Source organism: Bradyrhizobium sp. PMVTL-01, assembly GCF_051861855.1.
GTDB lineage: Bacteria > Pseudomonadota > Alphaproteobacteria > Rhizobiales > Xanthobacteraceae > Bradyrhizobium.
Map to the genome: position 1 here is coordinate 5,530,506 of NZ_CP193982.1, position 21,914 is coordinate 5,552,419.

Consider the following 21,914-nt stretch of genomic DNA (forward strand, 5'->3'; position numbering starts at 1 on the left):
GCCGACTTGGTTGACATGGTTGCATCTACTCGGTCGGAATGGCCGGCGCCGCGATCGTCACGAAAGAGTGTTAACATCGATGATCCATTTGGTGCGTAGCGCCATGTTCTTCGCCCATCCCCTTGTGTCGACGACAAGGTCGAACAGTTCCGACTCGGCGACCGACCTTGCAATTAGTAGTTTGCGCAGTGCCGGCAGATTCGAAAACGCATAGCCGAGATTCTGACCCAGCAGTTTGGATGGCTCGACGTGGGGATCGTAGATCGACAGATGAATGTTCGATTGAAGGAATTTTCGGGCCAAGTCGATATTGGGACTTTCGCGAAGGTCGTCGCTGTTCTCTTTGAACGCGAGGCCCAGCATGAGCACCTGTCCACCTGCCGGGACTGCTTTCAAGCAATTCTCAAACAGAAAATTTTTATGCGCGTCATTCGACCTCAGCAGCGAATCCACGAGATGGGTATGTGCCCCGACGTCGCTCGCGATGTATTGGAGCGCGCGAACGTCTTTGGGCAGGCATGAACCGCCGAATGCGCCACCTGGCCTCAGATAATAGGGTGAGATGTTGAGCTTCGTGTCAGAGGTGAATATCTTGTGAACAGTTACGGCGCTGATACCGAGCCTGTCGCAAACGCGGCCAACCTCGTTGGCAAAAGCAATCTTGACGGCGTGAAATGTATTGTCGACGAACTTTGTCATCTCTGCCGCACGGTAGGTCGTGTAAAAGACCGGCGCGTCGATGCTGGCGTTCAACTCATCAAGCGCCGCGCACCTTTGCCCATCCTTGGTCCCAATCACGATCTTCGGTGGATTGAAGAAGTCCTGGATCGCCACCGATTCGCGCAGGAATTCTGGGTTGTAGACAAGCTCGACCAAACCGATCCTGTCTCTCAATGTGTCCTCGAAGATCGGAAGTACCAGTTCCTCGATGGTACCGGGCCGCATGGTGGAGCGAAATACGATGGTCAACGGCGTCGCTCGATGCGGACCGACCAACTCTGCGATATGATGGGAAACCTCGACGACAAAGCTCATATTGTGAGATCCGTCCGGCGCGCTCGGCGTTCCCACGCAGACTATGGCCATCGCGCAATCGTCGAGATTCCCGCCCGGATCCTTGGTCGCACTCAGCAAACCCTTCCTTGCTGCGCGCGCTATAAGCTCGTCGAGGCCGGGCTCCGTGATCGGCGATTTACCGGCATTGACGATCGCCACTTTTTCATCGCTGACATCGACGCCGATGACCTCGTGGCCCAGCTTGCTAAGGCACGCGGCTGCCGTCATGCCGACGTAACCAAGTCCGAAGACTGCAATTTTCATCGTGCTGAATCATCATCGCTTCCGATCCCGGTACGATAGCCTCGAGCCGTGACGGGCATGCACAAGCAAAAGGGTTGCCGGCGGGGCTGAGTGGCTACCTAATCGGGAGTACTCCCGGTCATGAACTTACTCATGAGCGCCGTTGACCATTCAACTGGGAGCCAGCCAAATGAGCGAGCTAGCCACAACCGCATTCGATTGCGGAAGTCGAGCGATCGGCATCGTTTTTGGTCAGGCGTGACTGCGGCCCCAACTTGGCATCCTACGCGCGGAGCCGAGTAGCTCATGGGCTGCCAAGGCGCTTACGTTGGCAGCCAGTACAAGTGGTGGAAAACTCTCTCATTGAAGCGCGCTCGGATTCGTGCGGTACGGCGAATTGGCCGCCGGAGGCTGGGCTTCTTCACTCGCCTCGCTCCACCGTTCTCGCGTTCTCGTTGTAACGCTCATGGATATCTGGCTGCTTTATCGGGACCGGCATCAACACCACGCGAGGTCAAGCAATCCCGCAGGCGTGGCCAGTATATCTCCTGATCATGTGCGACTGGCGGGAGGCAGCGCCAAGTCGCAAGTTCTTCCCCGTGCTGTACGATACCGCGAGCGATCAACGGCATCTTCCGGATCGGGCCCGGTCATGCTTCGTATGGCGGCACATTCGTCGCTCGCGCTCTGTGCCCCAGATGGTTCTATCTGATGTGGGGATGGATCACGTGGAAATAGCTTCGATACCGCACCGCCTAGCGTTCACCTGACTCGAAGCTCAAAGCCACTGCTGACGACCTGCTCTTCTGGTTCTGGAATAGAAGCGCGTGCGTGCTCTACGCACTGGGTGCGGAGGCGATCAGGTCAGGAACGTGTATCCGAGCATCGACAATCTCCGCGGCGAAGCTTCGCGAAAGTCTCCGTGAGACAACAAGGAATTCAACCAAAGGGTCCGAGACGTGGGCTTTTGGAACCAAAGCTGGCAAGTCGCTCCCCCGGGGTGATCGACCGCGGCGTCTGTTTCCATACTGCATTGCACGTAGCGCAAGCCCATGGTGGAATCGCATTCTCCTCTGGAGACGGCCTTCCGGAGCTCGGGCACGATCGCCTCATCGTGCTGCATCGGCGCGCATCACGCCGATCCTGAACGAACGAAGATTGAAGTTGCTCTCCTCGAGCGTCACTACCTAAGAACGATCTGTGAGGCGGTATTGCTCCGGTGTATGCCGTGCGCAGAAATCACATTTTGAAATTTTTTTCGCCACACTTCCTAATTAACCATCCGACCCAGCAGTCGGGGGGGCATCTTCCAAATCCCACTGCTTGAAATGTGGCTCGCGGTTCGAGACTGCGATGCTTTGACCTCAGCTCGCGGCGCAAAGTGTTGCGAGCGTGGTATGTCGCGCGCCTTCGCGACAGTGGAATTCCCTAACTATTGTAACTCGATGGAGACCTCTGAATGGCAATCTATGGAAGCACGATCACGAACTTCGCCACCCAGCCACAATCCGAAATCAATATCGGTGGGGTGGGCTACAATGTCCAAGATGCCGGAAAGAGCTACAGCCTCCAGCAGCTCGACAGCACGACCGCGCGCTTCGAGATTCAGGCCGGCGATCAGGCTTGGTACGATGGCGGCAGTGGTGTCGATCGTTCAATGCTCTCGGGCAGTTTGTTCATCCCGCCCGGCACCCCCACTAATATCCACTACCAGTGGATGATGGAGCCGGGCCCGACCAATGCGGCATCGTGGATGGTGACCGGCGAGGTACACAGCCTTGACACTGACCTTGCGAATTCGAGCTGGCATAGTTCGCCGCCGATTGCCATTCAGCTCACCAATAAGGACCAGCTGCAGATCGTTGCGCGCTATGCTCCGAGCGGCGTCAATCCCAGTGACAGCGCCGGCAATGACAAGGTGATGGTGTTGTGGACCAGCCCGACGCCGATCGTGCGGGGCCAGTACTACGACATCAACATGACGTACAACGCAAGCAACGATTCCAGCGGCTATCTCAAGGTTGCAATCGACGGCCAGCAGGTCGTGAACTATTCCGGTCCTTTGGGCTACGGAACCCGGACCTATTTCGAAGAGGGCATCTATCGCTCGACGACCAATCAGGATCAGGCCGACGTTTTCCGAAATTTGACCATCTCGACGGGGGCGGACGCCCTCGCAGCGGCGTCCGGCAGCATCCCCTCTTCCGGTACGAGCTCGGGCAGCACCACCACGCCGACCTCTCCGACCGCGCCGGTCTCCGGCGGCGGCACCAACACGCCCTCAGCGACCGAGCCGGCCCTGACCATCGCAGATAACTCGCTCTGGGTAGCGGGGAGAGGCGGTACCGTCGATCTCGGGACCACGGTGACGCCGACTGACTCCAACGATCGTGTGGCCTTGCACATCACGGGGTTGCCGAGATACGAGACCATCACCGACAACCTCGATGGTCAAACGTTCCGGGGAAGTGACATCAACTTGACGGCTTCGCAGGTCAACAGCGGACTGGTCCTGCAGTCGTTTTATCGCGGCGGCGGCCTTCCGGTCGCAACGCTCACGCTGAATGCCAGTGCGACGGATCCGACCACCGGCGCGGTTTCTACGGCCTCGCCACAAACCATCACCGTGACGGATCCTCGACCGGCCAGGAGCACGACCGCGGCCACGACCACGACGTTGCCGCAGACGATCGACCTCACGGATCATCTGCCTGCGGCCACTGCGAACACGGGGTTCTTGGCAAGCCGGGCCTTCGCGCTGCTCCAGCAGCATGTGGACCCGGCCGCCACTACCCTGGCAACGACCGGACGGGCGCCGATCTTCGCGGCGGATCATCCGGTTGCCCCCGGCGCGTCGGCGGCTTCTCAGGCGAGCCACAGCTTTGCGCTGCTGAACCAGTATCTGGCCGGTAACACCGGCCGGGTGGATCCCGGGCAGATCGTCGCGGCCGTGTCGCAAGCGACCGGTTGGGGTCAGGAATCGTTGCTGGCTAGACCACAGCATTAAGTGCCCGGCCGCACCCGGGCTCAACGCCTGGGTGCGGCACCGTCAACGCCTGCATGAGAAGGAACATCGAACGCGGTCGGTAGCCGCGAAGGGATGAGTAAAAATGGCGATCCAGAATGGAAATGCCCATGCCGCAGACCTCGGGCTTCGAGCCCTTGCTCTGTTCCTGCGCCTTCATGGCGTGAACGCCGAGCCCGACCAGCTCCGCGACCGTTGCGGAAGCAACGATATCGGCATCAGCGCGATGCTTCGCTGTGCCCACGAATTCGGTGTGAAAGTCCGTTCGCGCACCACGCGCTGGAAGCGACTTGCAGGCACCACACTGCCCGGAATCGCGTCGCTGCGGGATGGTGGATTCCTGCTTCTCGGCAAGGTCGAGGACGAGACGGCACTCGTGCTGCATCCGACCGCATCGCGTCCGAACACGATGACGCGCGCCGAGTTCGAAGAAATCTGGGACGGCCGCTTGATCCTGACAGGATCTCAAAGCCTCGCCGGTCGGGCGCATCATGCCTTTGCCGATCTGGTTGCGCGCGGGCAAGATTTGGTTGGCCGCGCCGGCGACATGCTGATGTCTGCGTTTTCCGCTGACCGCAGTTCAATACCGGCCAGGGCTCAAGTCCTCGCCAGTCGGGCGCTCCATGCGTTTGCCGCACTGGTTGCGCGCGGGCGTGCTCTGGCGGGGTACGCCGACGAGGCCCCTGCCCATTCCGCCGTTCGTCGCCATATGCCCGTCGAGGAGGCGGCTCTCGAGCCTGCGAGTGGCGACGAGTCAGGGCTCATTGCGGTGGCGATATTGCTGCGTTGCCATGGCATTGCGGCCGACCCGGAGCAAATTCGCCATCGCATGGGCACGTTACGAATCGGTGTGACCGAAATCCTGCGCTGCGCCAAGGAGTTCGGGCTCAAGGCCCGGGTACAGCGGTCGGGCTGGAGCAGGCTTGCGGTCACGCCGCTGCCGGCAATTGCCGTGCTGCGCGACGGCGGCTTCCTGATCCTGGGCAAGGTCGTCGACGACAAGCTTCTTGTTCAGCGCCCGTTGTCTCCCCGCCCCGAAGCCATGTCTCAGGCCGAGCTCGAGGCCGTCTGGGACGGTGACATCATCCTGATGACCCGGCGCGCGGCCCTGACGGATCTGTCCAGGCGATTTGATATCGGCTGGTTTCTCGGTGCGGTCCACAAGTATCGCCGCCTGCTCGGCGAAGTGCTGGCCGCGTCGTTCTTTCTCCAGGTCTTTGCCCTCATCTCTCCGCTGTTCTTTCAGGTCGTCATCGACAAGGTGCTCGTGCATCGAAGCCTCAGCACGCTCGACGTCCTGGTTGCGGGCCTCGTTGCGCTGACCGTGTTCGAGACCGTTCTCGGCACGCTGCGCGTCTATCTGTTCGCGCACACGACGAATCGCATTGACGTCGAGCTCGGCGCGCGGCTGTTTCGTCATCTGATGGCATTGCCGATCGCCTATTTCCAGGCGCGTCGCGTCGGCGATTCGGTCGCACGCGTTCGCGAGCTGGAGAACATCCGTCAGTTCCTGACGAGCTCGGCGCTCACGCTTGTCGTCGATCTCCTCTTCACGGTCGTCTTCCTTGCGGTGATGTTCTACTATTCGACGGCGTTGACGCTGATCGTTCTGGCATCGTTCCCGTTCTACATCGGCATTTCGGCCGGCGCCGCGCCGCTGTTCCGCCGGCGCCTGGACGAGAAGTTCAATCGCGGGTCGGAGAACCAGGCCTTCCTGGTCGAGAGCGTCACCGGCGTCGAGACGCTGAAAGCGATGGCGGTCGAGCCGCAGATGCAGCGTCGCTGGGAGGAACAGCTCGCCGGCTATGTGGGCGCGAGCTTCCGCGTGCTCAGCCTGAACAATACGGCGAGCCAGGCGGTCCAGATGATCAACAAGCTGGTCACAGCCGCAACGCTCTACTTCGGCGCCAAGTTCGTGATCGGCGGCGACCTGTCCGTCGGCGAGCTCGTCGCGTTCAACATGCTGGCGGGACGGGTGAGCACGCCGGTGCTTCGGCTCGCACAGATGTGGCAGGACTTCCATCAGGCCCGTCTGTCGATCGATCGTCTCGGCGACATCCTCAACACCATTCCCGAGCCAAGCTTCAGTCCGGCCCGCGCCGCGCTGCCGCCGATCCGGGGCAAGGTCACGTTCGAGCACGCGACCTTCCGCTACCGCGCCGACGGTCCCGAAGTGCTGCACAACGTGTCCTTCAACGTCGAACCCGGTCAGGTGATCGGCATCGTGGGCTCTTCGGGCTCGGGTAAGAGCACCATTACCAAGCTGATCCAGCGTCTCTATGTACCGGAGAGCGGTCGCGTGCTGGTCGACGGCGTTGACCTCGCGATGGTCGACCTGACCTGGCTTCGACGCCAGATCGGCGTGGTCTTGCAGGAGAACGTGCTGTTCAACCGCTCGATCCGCGAGAACATCGCGCTCGCCGACCCGACCATGCCCATGGAGCGCGTCATCGAGGCAGCATCGCTGGCCGGCGCTCACGACTTCATCCTGGAGCTGCCCGAGGGCTATGACACCGTCGTCGGCGAACGTGGCAGCAGTCTCTCCGGCGGGCAACGCCAGCGTGTCGCGATCGCCCGCGCGCTCATCACCGATCCGCGCATCCTTATCCTGGACGAGGCGACCAGCGCGCTGGACTACGAAAGCGAACGCGCGATCCAGCAGAACATGAAGCGCATTTCCGCTGGACGGACCGTGTTCGTGATCGCGCACCGACTTTCGACCGTGCGCAACGCGAACCGGATCATCACACTCGAGCATGGCCGCATCGTCGAGGACGGCAGCCATGACGAGCTGATCCGCTCGAACGGGCGTTACGCAAACCTCCACTATCTGCAGGCCGGCATCCATGACGTCCGTTAGTCGAAATATCGTTCCGTTTCCAAGGCGCGAGCCTCGCCGCCGCGAGCACGAAATCGCGTTCCTGCCGGCGGCGCTCGAGATCACCGAATCGCCGCCGTCGCCGGTCGGTCGCGCGATCGGAGCGAGCATCATCGCGGTGTTCTGCATCGCGCTGTTGTGGGCAACATTCGGCAGCGTCGACATCGTCGCTACCGCGACAGGCAAGATCGTGCCGGGCGGCCGCAAGAAGCTGATCCAGCCGTTCGAGACCGGCGTTGTCCGCGCCATCAACGTCCGTGACGGACAGAGCGTCAAGGCCGGCGACGTTCTGATCGAGCTCGACCCAACGATGACGGAAGCCGATCAGGAGCGCCAGAGAAGTGATCTCCTTGCGGCCGAACTCGACGTCGCGAGGCTGCGCGCGGCGCTCGCCGAGGATCCGCTTGCCGCTTTCCGGCCACCGCAGAGCGCAAGTGCCGCGGAGGTCGAGATGCATCGCCAGTTTCTGATCAGCCAGCGCACCGAGCAGAACGCCAAGCTCGCCGAGATTGAGCGCCAGCAGGGTCAGAAGGACGCTGAGCGGGCGACCACGTCGGCGAGCGTGGCGAAGCTGCAGGCGACCATCCCGGTGCTTCAGGAACGGGTCGACATCCGCAAGGGCCTCGTCGACAAGGCACTCGCATCCAAGGTCGTTTATCTCTCCGAGTATCAGGAGCTAGTCGGCCTTCAGCAGGATCTCGTTCTCCAGCAGAGCCGGCTCCGCGAGGCCGACGCAGCCATCGCTTTGCTGAAGGAGACGAAAGAGAGGACCGCCGCGGAGTATCGCCGCACCACCTATGACGCACTTGCGAAAGCCGAGCAGAAGGCGGCGAGCGCTGCGCAGGAAGTGGTCAAGGCGGAGCGTCGCACGAAGCTCCAGCATTTGACTGCGCCGGTCGACGGTGTCGTACAACAACTCGCCGTTCACACGGTCGGCGGCGTGGTGACGCCGGCGCAGGCGCTCGCCATCGTGGTTCCAAGCGAGAGTCAGCTCGAGATCGAGGCCATGCTCTCCAACCGCGACATCGGGTTCGTTCATCCGGGGCAGAAGGCGGAGATCAAGGTCGATACGTTCAACTTCACGCGCTACGGGCTCCTCCATGGGGACGTGCTCAGCGTGTCGACGGACGCCATCACGCGCGACAGGCCGCAGGATGGGTCGAGCGACCGCGCATTGGGCACGGCGCAAGGCACCAGCGAGCCGAAAGGCCAGCAGCTCGAATATGCGGCGCGCGTTTCACTCGACCGCACCCACATGCAAGTGGAGGACAAGCTCGTCAAGCTCGGCCCCGGCATGGCAGTGACGGTCGAGATCAAGACCGGCGCGCGCACGATCATCAGCTACCTTCTCTCGCCGCTGGCGAGGTATGAGCATGACGTGCTGCGCGAACGGTAGGAATTGCTTTGTTCGCTCTGCGCGCGAATCGTTGAGCGGAGCTACGAGGATAGCTCGGCGTCGTCGGCCTCAGAACTCGGGCGGCCACGAGTTCACAAAGGCTGCTCGAGTAACTCACCTGGATACTTGAGCGCGGCCCAAGGTTTCGATGATCGAGCACAAGCGCCTCCAAAGCCACACTGCTTAGGCGAATCGACCAGCTGCAAGCACGTTCCACCTGCAGTGGCCTCCTAATGGAGACGACAATCCCCCTTCCCTTCGGGCGCGATGCAGCTCGCGGCCGGGAGAGCCTGCCTTTCTTGAGCGATCATGTCAGGGATGGCACGGGTAGCGGATTTGATGCCCTCAACGCAAATGGCTGCGCGCCAGAGGCATCGAATTCGAAGTTCGCGATCCAGACCGCCGCTGGATTGTTCATCGGCCCTCGATAAAGCGCGAGCTGCTGGTAGAACGGCGCGATGGATGGCGACGCCCATTGTCCTGAGTAGTTCACGATCTGCGTGCCATCGAACCATGATTTAACGAATCCGTTTGGACTACTGTCCATGCGCCAAGTCGTTCTGACATAGTGCCACTGGCCCTGTTTGCACGCATGAGGACGGGTGAGAGTGACGATCGATCCGTTGAGGAAACCCCAGACATAATAGCGTCCGCTTCCCGTGAGGCCGTGCGTCGGCCCGCAGTTCACGCCAGAGCCCGCGTCATGGAAGTTGGGCAAGTCGTTGAAGTCCCTGCTGAAGACCGAACCGTTTTCGATCCAGAAGGCAAACGAGACGTCGCAGGTCGTTTGCCATGGGATATCATGCTGCATGCGCAACTGGACGCGATCGCTTTTGCCATCGAACGTCGTAACGTCGCCGCTATGGATTTCGAGCCGCCACAGGTTGAGATAGTTGGGATCGTTGACTTTGATCAAGCAATAGGGATAGGCGCCCGCGCGACATTGAACGAGCCCGGAGAGGCCAGAAGATGACGTTTCGGGCACGACGAGATCATTGCCGGTCGGGCCGGTCGAGACGTGCTTGTAAGGCGCAATATTGGTCGGGCCGGTAGTCAATCCGAGATATCCCGCCTTCGGCCTTACGTCGAGTGCGGTCAAAAACTTATAGAGCGCCTTGGAAAGTGCGAGCTGCTGCGCGGAGGTAAGCTTCGAGCCGTAGTGCACGAATGCAGTTTGCCGCGTTGTGAACGAGCCATCAGCCGTCTTGAAAATCTGCACAGTGCCGCTACCGGCACTGTGCGTCTGGGTACTCGTTCCAAGCGAGCTGCCGTCGAGAAAGGCTTCGAGCTGCGCTGAGATGTCGTTTTGTTGCAAGACCCAATGGCCGACTGTCGATCCCCACTGGCTTGAGAAGGAGGCCGAGGTCGAAGTGTTGAGGCTCGCCGTCAGGTCATTGATCGCGCTCAAGCTCGCCTGCAATCCCAAAGAGTGCTTGCTGCTTGAGCACTGGAACGGGCTGATGCTGTCCGATGTATCCTCGCTTAGACAGAAATAACCGAACTCCGCATTGCCATCCGTCGCGCTCCCCGAATTGACATTGAACGTCGTCGAGAAATACCCGGTTGAGCCATCACTCGCGGCATAGGCGTTGGAGTGGTAACTTAATTTTCCATGGGCCGTAAGCCGCCCCTCGCTCGTATCAACCCAGTTGAATGCACAGGCATTCGCGCTTGGGGCTGCGAAGCAATAGAACAGATCAAAGGTGCTCCAGATGCCTGCCATCTTGAGCGTCGAGATCAAGGTGTCGACGGCACTCAGCCAAGACGCCTCCGGGGTCGGCGAGATGGTCGAAGCGAGCGCATTGGTTTCATTGTTGATGGAAGGCATCGATAGCCCGGCAGCCGGCAGGGCGCCCGCCGTTGTCGTGACCAACAGTCCCGTAAGAAGATCGCGCCGTCGCATGTACCCCCTCAAAGACCACGCCTGTACGATGAGGAGGAAGCCTAGCACTTTCTCGCGCCGCCACAAAACGATCCACTGGCAAGTGGGCGCTGCGAGGCGGCCCCTTCAATCGCGGAGGAAAACAAGAACACCGAGGAGGTAAGCCACTTTCTCAATTGCGAGCCCGTTGGATGAGTCGTCCGATTACACGGCGAGGAAGCTGCTGTTTCTTCAGCCAGCGGTCCAGCCGTGATTATCTTATCCCTGTCAATCTTGCGCATTGTCCGAGCCAATTGGGAATTATGGTCGGAAGAGAATTGAACTACCGAAGGAGCCGCCACCTTCGAACTGGACTCCGAAGAACTCCAGTTCGTTCGAGACATCGAACGGCCATTGGCCCGTTGGCCATTCAATGCCTGCTTGGGCCGGGCGTCGTTAGATGCGACTTTTCTGACAGAGGATTTCGGCCGCCTGAAATGGATAAGGAGACGCCTTGAGCCGCCTGGACACTCAGATGGGAACAAATCGGCGGGATATACGCCTCGGTTCTCGCAGCGGTTTATACTATTTGGCTTGGTACGTGGCCGGCTGGCGCGCTCAGAAAGTCGGCAGCGCGGAAGCACAGCAGGCTTCGACTATTTTGCAGACGAAGTCTCGTCAATAAGCATTCCAATACGCCTTTCTGGAAAAGAAGGTCATGACAATGATCTTAAGATCGAGAATAAGTGACCAGTTGTCGATATAATACAAATCATGCTCCACCCGACGCTGCATCTTCTCGAGCGTATCGACATCACCACGATACCCGTTGACCTGAGCCCAACCGGTAATACCGGGCTTGACGTTGTGGCGGCGGGAAAATGACGAAATCAGCTCATTGAACAGCTCGTTTTGCGAGGTTGCGTGCGGACGGGGCCCGACGATCGACATGTTGCCGGCTAGGACATTGAATAATTGCGGAAGCTCGTCGACATTGGTCTGGCGCAGAAGACGTCCAAGACGGGTCACGCGTGGATCGTGTCTGGTGACTGGTTTGAAGTTGTCGCCATCCTCCATGACGGTCATGGATCGGAATTTCAGCACGCGAATGGGCTCGTTGTTGTAGCCGTGCCGCGTCTGCCGAAAAAAAACGGGCCCGCGAGAGTCGAGCTTAATTGCGATAGGAACTATGACGAAAAGGGGGCTAGTAAGCACAAGGCCAGCGCTTGCAACGACGATATCGATTCCCCGCTTGATTGCTCGGTTGAAAGGAGTGAGCGGGGACTGGAATATCCGCATCGTTACCATGTTGCCGAACTGAGTGATCCGTGACACGGCCATCAGGTCGATGGATCCAACAGGAACGACGTGAACGTCTATTGGCAGGTCTGACAGGGCGCTGGCAAGCGCGAGAGCAGAACCAACATCTGATTCCGAAATCAAGATGACAACGTCATCCGCTCGGAGGGGACGACACTCCGAGACCAGTTGGCGGACATCAGGCGGCGCTTGGACGGCGTCCGGAGGCGCCGGAGCTAACGAGTCGGTGCGAATCCGCGGAAAGTCGAACGAGCGGATGGTCCGAATTCCGGTATCCTTAGCTCGTGCAGAAAACTGCAAGCAGTGACCCGGGTCTCCTATAAGGATGACACGCCTGGCATCGATCAGACCAGACGCAATAGCAGGCTGGAGCACTGAAAACCATATTGCCCGTGTGCAGAGCACGGTGAGGAGGACAAACCCAGCCTGGACGATGACGGTCGCGCGCGAGTAATCGCCGGAGATTTTCAGAACGAATATCGTTGAGACGAAAAAGGAGAATACAAGGAGGACGCCGGTGGCGCCGCTCCATAAGAAGACATGGCGGGGCTGCGTTAGGATTCGGGAATATTGCCGAAGTCCTACGGAAACCAGCAAGCCCAATGTGGAAATCAGAAAGGATTCCAGAATGTACCTGGCGGAATCCGGCGACTGCAGCAAGACCACTTGATGATAAAGGACAGCTGCGAAATAGGCCGCACCGGCTACGAGCAGGAACTCGGTGCCTGCTGCCACTACCAATAGAGGAGTCAATCTGCTCCTTCCAACGACTCCCGAGACTGCCCTGGCGTCATCGAACGAATGTGCCGGAAGCTTGCTAGAGGCCGGCGAATTGGTGAAGGACGCATAAGTCATAGCAGTCGGCTACCCAATCACTCGTGACCTAGAATCAGTACTGTCAGGGTCCTTGGATGAGAATTGGCAATTACTGGATGGGACAGGCAAAAAGTGGGTAACTACGATGGTCGATTGAGCCGCGACAGCGCCGGACTAGATTCGGGCAGCAATCGAAGCGCCCCGTCTCAGTGGGTTCGATGGAATGAACGATGCAAAATCGATCGAACGGAGCGGAAGATCGCACCGAGCAGTTTGGCGTCAATCAGAGAACCCAACGTGGTTGGTGGATCGGCTGTCTGGATAGTATGCACTGACGTCTGCGATACTGACGTGCTTCTTTCCTCGAAAAAATTTGAAAGACTTTTAGTTCGATGACCACGTTCGCACAGGGAATTGTCGCCATGCCGAACTCAGGATTGCGCAATAGCTTCCAGGTCGACGTCTCTGGCAGCGACCTGGGTCGTTGCATCAAATGGGCCTTGATGGCTGTTGGCCTGACAATCTCAGTCAACCAAGCACGGGCCGAATACCTGGTGAATGTTGGAGATGTCCTCGAGGTTGCGGTGGCCGGCGTGCCGGAGCTGCGGCATCGTGCTGCCGTCCAAATGGACGGCAACGTTTCGTTGCCACTGGTCGGCACGCTCCCAGTTGCCGGCCTGCCCCTACCACAGGTCCGAGCCAAAATCGGGGCGGCACTAGCGAGCAAGGTATTTCGACCGAGGACGCCGGATGGCCGCGAGACGGTTGTCGTGATCGACGCAGACGAGGTCACGACGGTCATCGCGGAATACAGGCCGATATACGTAAATGGGGACGTATCGAAGCCGGGTGAGTATCCTTATCGTCCGTCTATCACCGCGCGCCAGCTCATCGCCGTGGCAGGCGGCTACGACATCATGCACATCAGAATGAACAACCCGTATCTCGAGTCGGCAGACCTGAGAAGCGAGTATGGTTCGCTTTGGACAGAGCTGGCCAAAGAACAAGCGCGTATGTGGCGCATCAAGACTGAACTTGGAGAGGGAGCCCAGATCAGTCCGGGCGTGCGGGCGGAGGCGCCATTGGCTCGATCGGCGATTTCGGAAATCGTGAATGCAGAAACGGAATATCTGAAGACCCGGCAGAGCGATTACCAGCAGGAAAAGACGTACCTTCAGCGCGGCATTCGACAGGGAGACGACGAAGTTCGCGTACTGTCGGAACAGCAGAAGAAGGATGAAGAGGGACTTCAGGCTGATCTCGACGACCTGCAGAAAACAACCGAACTCTTCGGCAAGGGTTCCTTGATCAGCCCTCGCGTTACGGACGCGCGTCGCGCGGTGCTACTGTCATCGACCCGGAAGCTGCAAACCTCTGCGCAGCTGCTGCAGGTAAAGAAGCAGCAGGACGAGTTCGTCAGGAGGCTGGCAAAGCTGGATGACCAGCGGAGGCTCGACCTGCTCCGCGAGCTCCAAGATACCAGCGTGAAGCTCAATCAGATTCGCGAGAAGCTGCAGAGCGTCGGCGAGAAGCTTCAGTACACTGCGATGGTTCGATCACAACTCGTGCGAGGAGCCGGCGACCACGCGGAGATTGCCATCATAAGGAAGGGTGATAAGGGGCGGGAAACGATCGTGGCAAGCGAAGATACTGAACTGCAGCCGGGCGACGCCATCGAGGTCAGCCTCCGATACCAGGATGGTCCTGCCGTGTCTCTCCGAAGGCCAAGCAGTTCAGATATTCGATCAGGGACTGGCACGGTCGATGCACCCGCAGGCGATTTGGCGCGCGTCGGACAGAGATAACAAGCGCCCCAAATCCCCCAACGGGAGATAGCACTTGAGTATCTCGTCGGAGGGCCGCGAATTGATTTGCGGCACTCGTCAACCTGAACGAAACACCGAGATGCCCATCGGAGGTAGTTCTCAAAGCCCAAAATCGCCACGCTTTGCCGCGCGACTTGCAAGTAGAATGGTGTCGACGGTGAGGGTCTTGAGAGGTAGCCGGCGCCGACGCAAGCGGCGCACGGAGGCTGGCGAAAGCGGAAGGTGTCCGAGATGATCTTGGTGACCGGAGGGGCCGGGTACATCGGGTCCCATGTCTGTATCGCATTGCTGGAAGCCGGGCTCGACGTCGTCGCGCTCGACAACCTTTCCAATAGCAACAGGGCCTCGCTCGAGCGCGTGCAATCGATTTGCGGCCGTTCGCTCGTCTTTCGGCACGCAGATATCCGGAATGAAGAGATTATCTACGACGTACTTCGTACCTGTGGAGTGACTGCGGTCATTCACCTTGCAGGGCTGAAGTCCGTCGGCGATTCCAACGTGCGGCCCATGAGCTATTACGAGAATAACGTTCTGGGAACGATGCGGCTCGTGTCGGCCATGAAGAGGGCAAATGTAAAGACACTCGTCTTCAGTTCCTCCGCGACCGTCTACGGGATACCCAAGTACTTGCCGCTCGACGAGAAGCATCCCGTGGGGCCGACCAATCCGTACGGCCGCACAAAGCTCGTTATCGAAGAGATGCTAAAGGATCTCTGCCGGTCCGACGACGATTGGCGGATTGGCAATCTACGATACTTCAATCCGGTTGGCGCGCACGAAAGCGGGCTCGTCGGAGAAGATCCGTTGGGCATTCCCAACAACCTGCTACCGTTTGTGGCGCAGGTGGCGATTGGACGGCGGGAGAAGCTGCAGATCTGGGGAAACGACTACGACACGCCTGATGGCACCGGAGTCCGCGACTTCATTCACGTGGTCGATCTCGCATCCGGGCATTTGAGTGCCATGCGGCACCTCAGACAGCCTGGTTTGCTCACGGTCAATCTTGGCACGGGGAACGGCAGCAGTGTTCTGGACGTCGTTCGTACATTCGAAGCAGCGAGCGGGCGACCGGTCCCCTATGAAATCAGGGAGCGCCGGGCCGGTGATGTCGCCGTCTGCTATGCCGACCCGACCTTTGCGATGAAGGCGTTGGGCTGGAAATCGACCCGATCGTTGCAGCAAATGTGCTCGGACCACTGGCGTTGGCAATTGCAGAACCCCGATGGCTACTTTGGCAGCGAGCTTCCGAAAACCAGGGAGCCGGTCCAGGCAATTTAGCCGTCACCGCTGAATGTGTGCCTGATTATCAGAACATACGTCGGTCAGGCTGAGTGTATATCAGCGGGGTCGGGTCGAGCCACAGCGGCAAGCATACCGCCCATCAGGGGTAGCTCGTAATGACCCCAAATCTCCACTCCCCAGAGCGAGGCTGCAGGTAAGATGCTCTCGCGCGTGGGGATTTCCGATGCCACACTATCGTGCATTCGTTCTGGACGAACACGGCCAATTGGGGGGCGTGGTCAACCTTCACTGCCCAGATGACGCGTCCGCAACCGAGCGGGCCGGGCGGTTGGCGGACGGCCACGAGGTTCAGCTCTGGCGACTCGTCGCCGAGCTCAAATTTACCGATCCGCGGCACCGCCCCAAGCGGCGGCGGGGCGCCCGCGCGCCAGTGCACTGAGCCCTGCTGATTGTCGCGCGCTCGCCTCGCGGTCAGTTCCGCCGGCGATGTACATTCGGTTCGACTGCGAAGCGCTCGCCGGCTCACTTCGAGGCCTTGGCTTCGAGAGCGACCAGATCCAGCCGCTCCGCAGGAGGGACCAGAACGCCCTGCCCTCTAAGCCGCGGATAATTCGCCTGGTCCACGAAGTCGGTCGAGTTGGCGTCATAAATAAGGCGGGGGCATGTGCTTCGCAAGAAGGCTTGGGAGAGGCAGATCAGCCTGCCCGTCAGGGACGTTCGCGTGTCAACGGGTCGGGATCTCTGCCAAACTGCGCCATCATCCGGTCGACCGCGACGGACAGCGCGAAGCCGATGCAGGCCGAGAACGCATCGACCACAAAATCCCCAAACCTCGCGTGCCGTCCCGGCACCCATAGTTGCATGATCTCAAGTAGGCCGATCAGGGCGACGGCGACCGCTGAAGTAGTCCAGCGCCGCTGCGGATAGGCCAGGCCGAAGGCAATCCCGACCAGAAGAAAGGCGAGCGCGTGATCGCCGTGATGTCCGAGAAGAGGGTGAGGCCGAACGTTCTGAGGTCCGAGCGTTACAAAAGTGACAGCGGCCGCGAACATCCACGCGACGAGCCGAAGAAGAGCGCTAGTAATCACCAGCGCGCCTCGATTGATTGTCCCAGCCGGGGCACTTCATTTCTGAGGCTTGATTTTTCATGAACATGCTCCCTCCACTCAGCGCAAACGGCAACGTCGATGTCGCATCCTTCAGCAATATTCTTCCCACGCCGCGCCGAGGCCGCCAACCTCGAATGATCCAGTCGGCTGCAGTGCTCCCAGCTCAAGCCAGATCCTGCCAGTTTCCAGGCTGAGCATACGGGACTGCAGCAGGTGTTCGTTTGCAGGTAGCGACGCTAGCTGCTCCGGAGCAATCCCGATGTCCGGCCGCGGAAATCCGTTTCGACCAAGTTCATGCCCCAGCTTTGCGGTGGAACACCAGGTCAAGGTTAGCACCTGCTCCTGACATAGGAGTGCAGGATTCCTGATGTGCGTGAACCAAAGGAGAGTACTCCTAAAGGATCGGACACCGAGCCAAATCCGGAAGTGGCATTCCTGCAACGATACGGGCTTGCGCGCTTGCTCTGGATCGGCGCATGGCCGACTAGATCCGAAACATCATTGAACGCTCGACATACAATTTCAAATAGAGATAGGTAAAGGCTGAAACGCACAGGGAGTAGCCATCCATGGCAGTTGTCATGCGCTGTTTCTTGGAGACACTAGCATCTGCCTTCCTCATCAGGATTGAGGGAACGCAATGGCGATCCAGGAGGCGCTACTCGCAGGCCCGGGCATGGACGGCCCCGGGCTCCAGCCCGACTAGGCCATCCTTCACGGCTTCAATGATCGGGCACAATCCATAGCCTAACTCCAAAGTGGTGGGGAGGGTCCTCCATGCGAGCTATATGATTCGCCTAAAGATGGAGGGCATAATGAGCCATCTGAAGACATCTGAAGGATGTCATATCGCCGCGCGACAGGTGATGGCAGATGGCTCGCACGGTCATGCTCAACGGGGAAGTTAAGATCTCCCTCCCCCCGGGACGATTTGCACCCCTGTGGATGGCAGCGGTCATGCTCGCTATGACATGGCCGTCGGAAATGGAGGCGTCGCCGGCTCAGCCGCGGCACCTCGCAGATCCGCAACAGGCGATGACTGCCCGCATTCTCGGCTCTGACCAGTTCGAGACGTTGCTGCTGCGCACAGACGGCAGTAACAAGTCGATAAAGATTGCGCAAGCGACGATAGCCGACGCAGGAGCTCTGCAACGGGCTCCAGAGCTTCAACGCGACTGGGCGGAGTCACTGACCTGCGAACTTGCCCTTGCAAGACGCGACATCGAGTTGCTGCAACGTCTCGAGCAGGAGCACGATCGGGCCGAGTGGCTGGTGCAGGATCTAGACGCCGCACGGCGCGAGATCGAAACCCAAAAGGCCCTGGCGTCGAAGGCCGTCGAGGAAGCCTCCCGACTGAAGGACGCTTCCCGGCTGAATGAAGCGGGCGAGAGTGGCGCGGCTGCGCTGCAGGAGGAGCGCAAGCGGTCGGCGCGGCTGGAGCAGGATCTCGCAGCCGCGCGGCGCGACGTCGAAACCCAGACTGCGCTGGCGGCGAAAGCAGGAGAGGAAACGTCCCGGCTGAAACAGGCGGGCGAAAACGGCCCCGCGGAGCTGCAGACATCGCTCCAGCAGGAGCGCGAGCGGTCGGCGCGGCTGGAGCAGGATCTCGCAGTCGCGCGACGCGACGTCGAAACCCAGACTGCGCTGGCGGCGAAAGCACGCGAGGAAACGTCCCGGCTGAAACAGGCGGGCGAAAGCGGCTCCGTCGAGCTGCAGAGATCGCTCCAGGAGGAGCGCGAGCGGTCGGCGCGGCTGGAGCAGGATCTCGCAGCCGCGCGGCGCGATCTCGAAACCCAGACTGCGCTGGCCACGAAAGCAGGCGAGGAAACGTCCCGGCTGAAACAGGCGGGCGAAAGCGGCGCCGCGGAGTTCCAGAAGACGGTGCAGCAGGAGCGCGAGCGGTCGGCGCGGCTGGAGCAGGATCTCGCAGCCGCGCGGCGCGATCTCGAAACCCAGACTGCTCTGGCCACGAAAGCAGGTGAGGAAACGTTGCGGCTGAAACAGGCGGGCGAAAGCGGCGCCGCGGAGTTCCAGAAGACGGTGCAGCAGGAGCGCGGACGGTCGGCGCGGCTGGAGCAGGATCTGGCAGCTGCGCGGCACGATGCCGAAACCCAGTCTGCGCTGGCGGCAAGGGCAAACGAGGAACTTTCGCAGCGAAGTCGGGCGGCGGAGGTCAGCGCCTTGAGGCAATCGATGCAGAAAGAGCGCCCCGGGGCTGAGACGCTTGACCAGGATCTCTCTCTGACAAGAACCGCAATTTATGCATACCAGGTACAAACGGCAGCGGTGGCGAAAGCCGACGAAAACGCCTCCCTACCGAAAGTGGCAGGAGAAAGCAGCGCAGCAGAATTGCAGACCCTCGTAAAACAGGAGCGGGATCGGATCAGCCAGCTCGAGCAGGCGCTTGCAGCTGCGCGACGAGACATTGATGCGCAGACGACGCTGGCGGCAAATGCCAGCGACGAAGTCGCCAAGCTGACGCAAGCAGCCAAGGCCGGCGCCGCGGAGCAGAGACGTTCGATGCAGAAGGAGCGCGAGAGAGCCGATGCGCTGGCGCAGGATCTCTCGATCGCTCGCAGCAAGGTCTACGCATACGAAGCTCAAGCGGCCAAAGCCAGCGAGGAAGCGGCACAGCTCAGACAGACGGCGGCGAGCAATACGGCCTCGCTGGAGCAATCGCAGCGGCAGGAGCGCGAGCGGGCTGAACAGCTGGCCCGGGACTTTGCGAAAGCAAACCGCGAGCTCGACGCGCAGACCGAACGGGCGTCCAAGGCGAGCGAGGACGTGGCACGGATCAAGCAGGCAGGAGAACGCGAATCGGCCGAGCTGCGGAGCCTGTTGCAGCGTGAGCGCGAGCGCGCCGCGGGGTTGGAAAGGGATCTGGCATTGGCGCGTCGAGATAACGGCGCGCTTGCGGCGAAAACTCTCTCCGCTGCGCCTCCGCCGGCTACCACCGGCAAGGCCGCGCGCGAGGAGCCGTCGTCGGCACCGGCCCGGCCAATTCAAAACCGGCCTCCGCAAGATGGACTCGTCCGCGACAAGCCCCTCCAACAGAAATCGGTCGGAGACAGACAAGTCCAAGAGAAGGCCATACCGGTGCGCAGCCAGGGCGACGCTGAGGTCCAGTCTAACAGCAGCGCGCAGGCGGAGAAATTGGTCGCGCGCGCGAGCGCACTACTTGAACAGGGAGACATCGGCTCTGCCCGGATCGTGCTGGAGCGCGCCGCTGAGATGGGGAGCGCGAAAGCAAGCTTCGCGCTCGCGGAAACCTACGATCCGCTGATCCTTCCGAATTTCGGAACGTACGGAACGCAAGGGGATTCCACTAAAGCGCGAGATCTTTATGCTCGAGCCGAAGCTGGGGGAATCAAGGAAGCAAAAGCGCGATACGAAGCGTTGCGCCGATAGAAAGACCAAAACACGGATGCAGCGTGCGTAAAGGGAGTTCGTCGATGAAAGCGTTCATAGGATTCCGTCGGTTGGCCTTGCTTGCGGCGTTCGCATCATCGCTCATAGCCGTTCAGCCCTGGGCCGACGCGCGGCCGTTGAATTCGCAGTCCCACAATGCTCGGCCGGTTCGGCCCGCGCCTTCGCAGCCAAGACCCGAGGTGCTCTCCATGAACGCCTGGACCGTCGGCCTGGCCGGCGGCCTGCTCGAGGGGGCACCGATCCGCCTGGCGGCAGAGATCGCGCGAGTGGTCGACGACGGGGATAACCTGCACGTTCTGCCGGTCGTCACGCGCGGTGCCACCGAGAACCTGAACTCCCTGCTCTATTTGCGGGGCATCGATGCCGCAATCATCAATTCCGACGCGCTCGAGGAATACAAGAGCCAGGTGCCGGACATCCAGCGACGAGTTGCGTATGTCTTGAACCTGTTCCCGTCCGAGCTGCATATCTTCGTTCGACCGGAGATCCAGAGCTTGAGCGATCTTTCCGGCAAGAAGGTCAACTTCAATACACAGGGCACCGCTGCGGCCTATTCGGGCCCACTGATCTTCAGCCGCCTCAAGCTCGAGGTGGAAAAGACGTTCATTCCGCACCAGATCGCGCTCGAGCAAATGCGCAAGGGTGAGATTGCAGCGGTTGTCTTCATTACCTCCAAGCCGGTGGATGCCTTCGTACGAGGCCGCTGGGAGCAGGGCTTCAAGTTCCTGTCCCTCCCCTATGACGGCCGGTTTGAGGACTACTATCTTCCCGCCTCCCTCGGTGAGGCCGACTACCCCAATCTGATCAAGCCGGGCGAACGGGTTTCGACGATCGCCGTGCCGACCGCTCTGGTCGCCTTCAATTGGCCGGCCAAGTCAAATCGCTCCGAGCGCGTCTCGCGCTTCATCGAACACCTGTTCTCCCGGATCGACAGGCTGCAAGCCCCCGGTTTCGACCCCAAGTGGAAATCCATCAATCTTGCTGCGACGGTTCCGGGTCTCGTGCGCGTCCCTGCGGCGCAGGCGTGGCTGGATCGTCAGCACCGCGCAACACAAGCATCGCAATGAACCGCGCCGCGATCCTGCTTCCAATCGTGCTCGGGGCTGCAGGCGGCATCGCGTCGGCCCAGGATTCGATGACCCAGCTTCGCTCGTGCCTTCAGAAGCAGCACACGGAGCGCCTCGAGTGCCTGGACAAATTGACCCGCACCGCGGAGCCTCCGCATCGTCAGTCCCTCGACAACGGCTGGGTCGTCAGCCTGACGACCTCACCGATAGACTACTCTCCGATCGCGACCGCCACGACCTCGTCACGCGGCGGAGCCGCCGAGTCCGCGATGCAACTGTCGATTCGCTGCCGCAGCGGCCGGACCGAGTTGGTGCTCACCGGGGCTGGCATCTCGCGTGGAGGCGGTGACGATGCAATTTTTTACCGCATCAATGATAACCCGGCGATGCAAATCGGGGCAGCCGTCCCGGCCTCCGGGCCCGGCGTTGCGTTCACGGGGGAAGTTGTTCGCTTGGTGCAGTCGCTTCCAGACAGCGGGGACCTCCTTGTCCTGTTCTCGCGACGGGGTGGCGCCGCCCATGACGGATCGTTCTCCCTCGCTGGGTTGGACGAAGCGCGTGCGAAGATAGCAGCGGCATGCAAATGGCCGCGCGCGCTTGCGACACCGAGTCATTGATCACATGCGAAAACGACTTTCTCGATGGA

At 60.4% G+C, this 21,914-nt stretch carries 12 protein-coding genes; 8 read left to right on the forward strand and 4 right to left on the reverse strand.

Translation table 11 applies throughout. The annotated features are described in order from the left end of the window. Window positions 1–57: 57 nt before the first annotated feature. Window positions 58–1,320: a nucleotide sugar dehydrogenase gene (locus tag ACRQ5Q_RS27050; RefSeq protein WP_439392922.1), complete on the reverse strand. Its 1,263-nt coding sequence runs from the start codon at window positions 1,318–1,320 to the stop codon at window positions 58–60. Between the two features lie 1,438 nt (window positions 1,321–2,758). Here ACRQ5Q_RS27050 and ACRQ5Q_RS27055 point away from each other — a divergent pair. The 3 genes from ACRQ5Q_RS27055 (at window position 2,759) to ACRQ5Q_RS27065 (ending at window position 8,598) form a co-directional block, all read left to right on the forward strand. Then, window positions 2,759–4,306, forward strand: a complete 1,548-nt coding sequence (locus tag ACRQ5Q_RS27055) for a heparin lyase I family protein (protein ID WP_439392924.1) — start codon at window positions 2,759–2,761, stop codon at window positions 4,304–4,306. Between the two features lie 103 nt (window positions 4,307–4,409). After that, window positions 4,410–7,184: a type I secretion system permease/ATPase gene (locus ACRQ5Q_RS27060; RefSeq protein ID WP_439392926.1), complete on the forward strand. Its 2,775-nt coding sequence runs from the start codon at window positions 4,410–4,412 to the stop codon at window positions 7,182–7,184. After that, a complete protein-coding gene (locus ACRQ5Q_RS27065) occupies window positions 7,171–8,598 on the forward strand; it encodes an HlyD family type I secretion periplasmic adaptor subunit (protein WP_439392928.1) in 1,428 nt (475 codons plus the stop codon). The genes ACRQ5Q_RS27060 and ACRQ5Q_RS27065 overlap by 14 nt, the downstream gene beginning before the upstream one ends. A 307-nt stretch (window positions 8,599–8,905) precedes the next feature. Here the strand turns inward: ACRQ5Q_RS27065 and ACRQ5Q_RS27070 are convergent, their stop codons facing one another. Both ACRQ5Q_RS27070 and ACRQ5Q_RS27075 read right to left on the reverse strand, forming a co-directional pair. Further along, window positions 8,906–10,501: a hypothetical protein gene (locus ACRQ5Q_RS27070; protein WP_439392930.1), complete on the reverse strand. Its 1,596-nt coding sequence runs from the start codon at window positions 10,499–10,501 to the stop codon at window positions 8,906–8,908. Between the two features lie 636 nt (window positions 10,502–11,137). Then, window positions 11,138–12,532, reverse strand: coding sequence for an undecaprenyl-phosphate glucose phosphotransferase (locus ACRQ5Q_RS27075; RefSeq protein WP_439392932.1), 1,395 nt, complete (start codon window positions 12,530–12,532; stop codon window positions 11,138–11,140). Window positions 12,533–12,987: 455 nt separating this feature from the next. On the opposite strand from ACRQ5Q_RS27075, the gene ACRQ5Q_RS27080 reads away from it, so the two are divergent. Together ACRQ5Q_RS27080 and galE are read left to right on the forward strand one after the other, a co-directional pair. Beyond that, complete coding sequence (locus ACRQ5Q_RS27080) at window positions 12,988–14,400, forward strand: polysaccharide biosynthesis/export family protein (RefSeq protein ID WP_439392934.1); 1,413 nt, start codon at window positions 12,988–12,990, stop codon at window positions 14,398–14,400. Between the two features lie 252 nt (window positions 14,401–14,652). After that, window positions 14,653–15,699 carry a UDP-glucose 4-epimerase GalE gene (galE, locus tag ACRQ5Q_RS27085; protein WP_439399880.1) on the forward strand — a complete coding sequence of 349 codons (1,047 nt, stop codon included), beginning with the start codon at window positions 14,653–14,655 and terminating at the stop codon, window positions 15,697–15,699. A 671-nt stretch (window positions 15,700–16,370) separates the two neighbouring features. Here the strand turns inward: galE and ACRQ5Q_RS27090 are convergent. Continuing rightward, window positions 16,371–16,715 (reverse strand): VanZ family protein, encoded by a 345-nt coding sequence (locus tag ACRQ5Q_RS27090; protein ID WP_439399881.1) that lies wholly within the window; start codon window positions 16,713–16,715, stop codon window positions 16,371–16,373. A gap of 1,014 nt (window positions 16,716–17,729) precedes the next feature. Here ACRQ5Q_RS27090 and ACRQ5Q_RS27095 point away from each other — a divergent pair. The 3 genes from ACRQ5Q_RS27095 to ACRQ5Q_RS27105 are packed head-to-tail and all read left to right on the forward strand — an operon-like array spanning window position 17,730 to window position 21,885. Further along, window positions 17,730–20,180: a hypothetical protein gene (locus ACRQ5Q_RS27095; protein WP_439392936.1), complete on the forward strand. Its 2,451-nt coding sequence runs from the start codon at window positions 17,730–17,732 to the stop codon at window positions 20,178–20,180. Between the two features lie 44 nt (window positions 20,181–20,224). Continuing rightward, window positions 20,225–21,268: a TAXI family TRAP transporter solute-binding subunit gene (locus ACRQ5Q_RS27100; RefSeq protein WP_439374641.1), complete on the forward strand. Its 1,044-nt coding sequence runs from the start codon at window positions 20,225–20,227 to the stop codon at window positions 21,266–21,268. Continuing rightward, window positions 21,265–21,885 (forward strand): hypothetical protein, encoded by a 621-nt coding sequence (locus ACRQ5Q_RS27105; protein WP_439392938.1) that lies wholly within the window; start codon window positions 21,265–21,267, stop codon window positions 21,883–21,885. The genes ACRQ5Q_RS27100 and ACRQ5Q_RS27105 overlap by 4 nt, the downstream gene beginning before the upstream one ends. Window positions 21,886–21,914 lie beyond the last annotated feature (29 nt).